This is a genomic window from Vibrio sp. Vb0937, from assembly GCF_033338855.1.
Genome location: NZ_JAWOTK010000393.1, coordinates 1 through 1,101 on the forward strand (window position 1 = coordinate 1; position 1,101 = coordinate 1,101).

The 1,101-nt window shown below is 42.9% G+C and carries 2 protein-coding genes; one reads left to right on the forward strand and one right to left on the reverse strand.

Translation table 11 applies throughout. The features are described 5' to 3' along the window. The first annotated feature begins 116 nt into the window (after window positions 1-116). Entirely contained in the window at window positions 117-728 is a 612-nt protein-coding gene (locus R7P67_RS25980) for a riboflavin synthase (protein ID WP_005483431.1), read from the forward strand. Between the two features lie 108 nt (window positions 729-836). Here the strand turns inward: R7P67_RS25980 and R7P67_RS25985 are convergent, their stop codons facing one another. Beyond that, window positions 837-1,031, reverse strand: a complete 195-nt coding sequence (locus R7P67_RS25985; RefSeq protein WP_005396219.1) for a CPXCG motif-containing cysteine-rich protein — start codon at window positions 1,029-1,031, stop codon at window positions 837-839. Between the last annotated feature and the right edge of the window lie 70 nt (window positions 1,032-1,101).

The window sequence follows — 1,101 nt, forward strand, 5'->3', positions numbered from 1 at the left end:
CGATTCTCATTTTGGCTTTCTTCGAAGGATTGTTTAGGTATAGAAGGCAAAATGCCGCGGGACTTCAGTGTCTGTGCGGATAGCCAACGTTTGTATTGCATCAGTAGGTAAAAGACATGTTTACAGGAATAGTGCAAGGAACAGCGAAGGTTGTTCAGATTGATAAGAAAGAGCGTTTTCAAACTCACGTCATTGAACTCGATGGCGCGTTAATCGAAGGGTTAGAAATTGGTGCGTCTGTTGCGCACAATGGCTGCTGTTTAACTGTGACGAACATCGATGGAAATCGAGTCAGCTTTGACTTGATGCAAGCCACGCTTGCGTTGACCAACTTGGGGCTTATCGAAGAAGGAAGCGCTGTTAACGTTGAGCGCGCTGCTAAATTTGGTGACGAAATCGGTGGGCACAGTATGTCTGGTCACATTAGCTTAATGGCAAACATTGTAGATGTGATTGATACGCCGAACAACCGCACAATTTGGTTTGAGTTACCACAAGAGTCGATGAAATATGTTCTTGCGAAAGGTTACATTGGTATCGACGGCTGCTCGCTAACCATTGGAGAAGTTGAAGCAAACCGTTTCTCTGTGCATTTGATTCCTGAAACTTTACAAAGAACCTTGTTTGGCAGTCGACAGGTGGGTGACAAGGTGAACATTGAATTCGATCCACAAACTCAAGCTATCGTTGATACTGTTGAGCGCGTACTGGCGGCTAAACAGTTGTAGCTGGAACGCAGATTTGGCCTTATATATTGGCCTCATATAGATGAAGAAAAAGGAGCAAAGAGGCTCCTTTTTCTATTTTAAATGGATTTAAAACAATACCGAGGGTGGCTACTCGTAGTTGTCATCAATAAACAACTCGACTTTATCTTGAAGTTCGTCCACGCGCATATTTAAATGAATCGCATGGCAACAAGCCGGGCAATCATCATAAAACTCTTGATCCCCATTACTTGCATCCAATGTTATGCCTATTGAGTGCCCACAATGCGGGCACTTAACATGCCTTTCAGTATAATTTTTCATACAACAACTCCTAGTATTGCAGGGCTTTTAAAACTCAATATTTAAGGAAGTACAGCCCTTTCACTTACTT